The following is a 2,858-nucleotide window of genomic DNA, read 5'->3' on the forward strand; positions in this document are numbered from 1 at the left end:
GCCTGAGCACCACACGCCTGACAGGGACGGAGAGGGGGTGAGCCGAATGAGGAACGGATGCTGCGACGACGGCTCCTGCACCACAGATCAAGGCTGCTGCTGACACCCCGCTGCCTGCCCGCCCCACAGGGACCGGCAGGCCCCTCCCGCAAGAACCATGACACCTACGGATGAAACAGAGGACACCTTGGATTCAGCGAAGAACCTTCCCGTTGCCGTGATCGGCGCCGGCCCCGTGGGCCTGGCCGCCGCGGCACACCTGATCGAACGCGGCCTCGAACCGCTGATCTTCGAAGCCGGCCCCTCCGCGGGTGCCGCGATCGAGCAGTGGCGCCACATCCGGCTGTTCTCACCGTGGCGGTTCAACATCGACGCCGCCGCCGTCCGCCTGCTCGAAGCCGACGGATGGGAATCGCCCCGGCCCACCGCTCTCCCGTACGGCGGGGAACTGGTCGACAACTATCTGGCCCCGCTGGCCGCGCTGCCGGTGATTGCCTCCCGGCTGCAGGCCGGCGCCAGGGTCATCGCCGTGACCCGCGCCGGCATGGACAAGACGCACACCCGCAACCGCGGGACCACGCCGTTCGTTGTCCGGGTCGAGCACGAGGACGGGGAAACCCGCGACCACACCGTGGCCGGGGTCATTGACGCCTCCGGCACGTGGTCCATCCGAAACCCGCTGGGTACCTCCGGGCTTCCCGCCATCGGCGAAGACTCCGCCACGGATCGGATCTCCTCGCCGCTCCCTGACGTCACCGGCCGTGACCGCGCCTCGTTCGCCGGCCGCCGTGTCCTGGTCGTCGGCGCCGGCCACTCCGCCGCCAACACCCTGATCAGCCTCGCCGACCTGGCCAAGGACGAACCGGACACCCGGATCCTGTGGGCCATCCGCGGCGCGTCCGCCGAGAAGGTCTACGGCGGCGGCGACGCCGACGGCCTGCCGGCCCGCGGCCAGCTCGGCTCACGCCTTCGCTGGCTCGTCGAGGCAGGAACCATCGAACTGCACACCGGCTTCGGCATCAGCTCGCTGAAATCCCTCACCTCGCACGTGACCGTCGGAGCCGTTGACGGACGCACCTTGGACGCCGACGTCGTGGTGCCCTGCACCGGGTTCCGGCCCGACCTGGACATCCTGCGCGAACTCCGGCTGGACCTGGACCCGGCCGTGGAAGCACCCCGGGAGCTGGGCCCACTGATCGACCCTGAATTCCACTCCTGCGGCACCGTCCCACCGCACGGCGCAGGGCTGCTGGCCCACCCGGACAAGGATTTCTACATTGTCGGCATGAAGTCGTACGGCCGGGCGCCGACCTTTCTGCTCGCCACCGGCTACGAACAGGTCCGCTCCGTCGTCGCCGCCCTGGCCGGGGACCGCGAGGCGGCCGACACCGTCCAGCTCGAACTCCCCGAGACCGGCGTCTGCTCCTCCGACGCCGGCACGAGCTGCGACGTCCCGGCAGCCGCCGCCGTCCCCGTCGCAACAGAGTCCTCGTGCTGCGCGACAACGGAGCCGGTGCTCGTCGGATTCCCCACCGGACTGTCCCACGGCCGCTCCGGCGGAAACAACTGATCCGGACTTCCCTTCCATGGGCCACCTATCTGGAGTGCTGAGATGACTGAACGCCACGAAAACCGGTATGAAACCAGCCGGGGGCTGCAGGAGAACACCGAGCTGCTGCAGCGCATCAGCAACCGTCTGGCCGACAAGTTCGCGGGCATCTTTGCCGCCGAAACCGTCGAACGCTACGTCTTCGAGTCGCACACGGCCCTGGCGCGGACCGCGAAGATCACCATCCATCTGGCTTCCACCACCGAGCACTTCGCTAACGACCGGCTCACCGCGCTGGCCAAATCCAAGGGAGCCGTCGCCTCCGAGGTCCCCGAAGTCTTGTTTGTCTGCGTGCAGAACGCCGGCCGCCCCCAGATGGCCGCCGCGCTGTTGAACGTCGAGGCCAAGGGCCGGATCCGCGTCCGGTCCGCAGGCTCCCTGTCGGCGGCGGAACTGGCCGGGCCACCTGTTGAGGCCGTGCGGATCGTCCGCGACGAGATCCACGACCGGGTCAAGGCACTGGCCGCATCACTGCTCACGAAGGAATCAACGCTCACATGACCCAGGAACCCACTACTTCGCCGAAGATCCCGGCCGTCCTCTTCGTCTGCAGCAAGAACGGCGGCAAATCCCAGCTCGCCGCCGGCCTGATGAAGCAGCTGGCCGGCGGCGCCGTGACGGTCCACTCCGCCGGGACCAAACCGGGTAAGTCCCTCAATCCCCAGGCCGTGGAGTCCCTGACCGAACTCGGCATCGACATCACCGGCGAGCACCCCAAGCCCGTCACCGACGAGGTCCTGGACGAAGTCGACGCCGTCATCATCCTGGGCAACGAAGCGAGGCTTGAACCGCACGAAGGCACCCGCTTTGAAGTCTGGGAAACGGACGAGCCTTCAGAACGCGGCATCGAAGGCATGGAGCGTATGCGCCTGGTCCGGGACGACATCAAAGCCCGGGTCCAGAAGCTCTATGCGGAGCTCACCGGGGACTAGGCATGCCAGCCCCGGCGCCATCGAGGACATTGGTCGCGGAGGGTGCACCTCGCGACGGCCTCGCCGCGCTGTCTATCACCCAGACCACCGGATGCTGATGGACCTGCGCACTGAACTGGCCAAGAACGTTGCGGCCTGGTCCGCGCGCACCGGCACCCCGCACGGGGTCGTCCACACCAAGCTCCGGACGGTCTGCGGCGGCCCGGCCGTGGCCCAGGCCAACGAGGAACAGCTGCAGACGCGCCTGCGGAAGCTCCAGGACTGGTTCATCGGCCGGAAGTAGCTGGTCCCGGCCGTTCCCTGGCCGGAGCTACGGA

At 68.5% G+C, this 2,858-nt stretch carries 3 protein-coding genes and 1 pseudogene; all 4 read left to right on the forward strand.

Translation table 11 applies throughout. The features are described 5' to 3' along the window. Positions 1-157 precede the first annotated feature (157 nt). Complete coding sequence (locus J9611_RS14540; RefSeq protein WP_211881153.1) at positions 158-1,570, forward strand: NAD(P)-binding protein; 1,413 nt, start codon at positions 158-160, stop codon at positions 1,568-1,570. A 42-nt stretch (positions 1,571-1,612) separates the two neighbouring features. Next, on the forward strand, positions 1,613-2,110 hold the full coding sequence (locus J9611_RS14545; RefSeq protein WP_211881154.1) for a three-helix bundle dimerization domain-containing protein: 498 nt from the start codon (positions 1,613-1,615) through the stop codon (positions 2,108-2,110). Continuing rightward, the gene (locus J9611_RS14550) at positions 2,107-2,541 is read left to right on the forward strand and encodes an arsenate-mycothiol transferase ArsC (RefSeq protein ID WP_211881155.1); all 435 of its coding nucleotides are present in this window, start codon (positions 2,107-2,109) and stop codon (positions 2,539-2,541) included. Before J9611_RS14545 ends, J9611_RS14550 begins: the two co-directional genes overlap by 4 nt. A 79-nt stretch (positions 2,542-2,620) precedes the next feature. After that, positions 2,621-2,824, forward strand: a pseudogene (locus tag J9611_RS14555) (ATP-dependent helicase); the annotation flags it as partial. Positions 2,825-2,858: the final 34 nt, after the last annotated feature.

Source organism: Pseudarthrobacter albicanus (assembly GCF_018224015.1).
GTDB lineage: Bacteria > Actinomycetota > Actinomycetes > Actinomycetales > Micrococcaceae > Arthrobacter > Arthrobacter albicanus.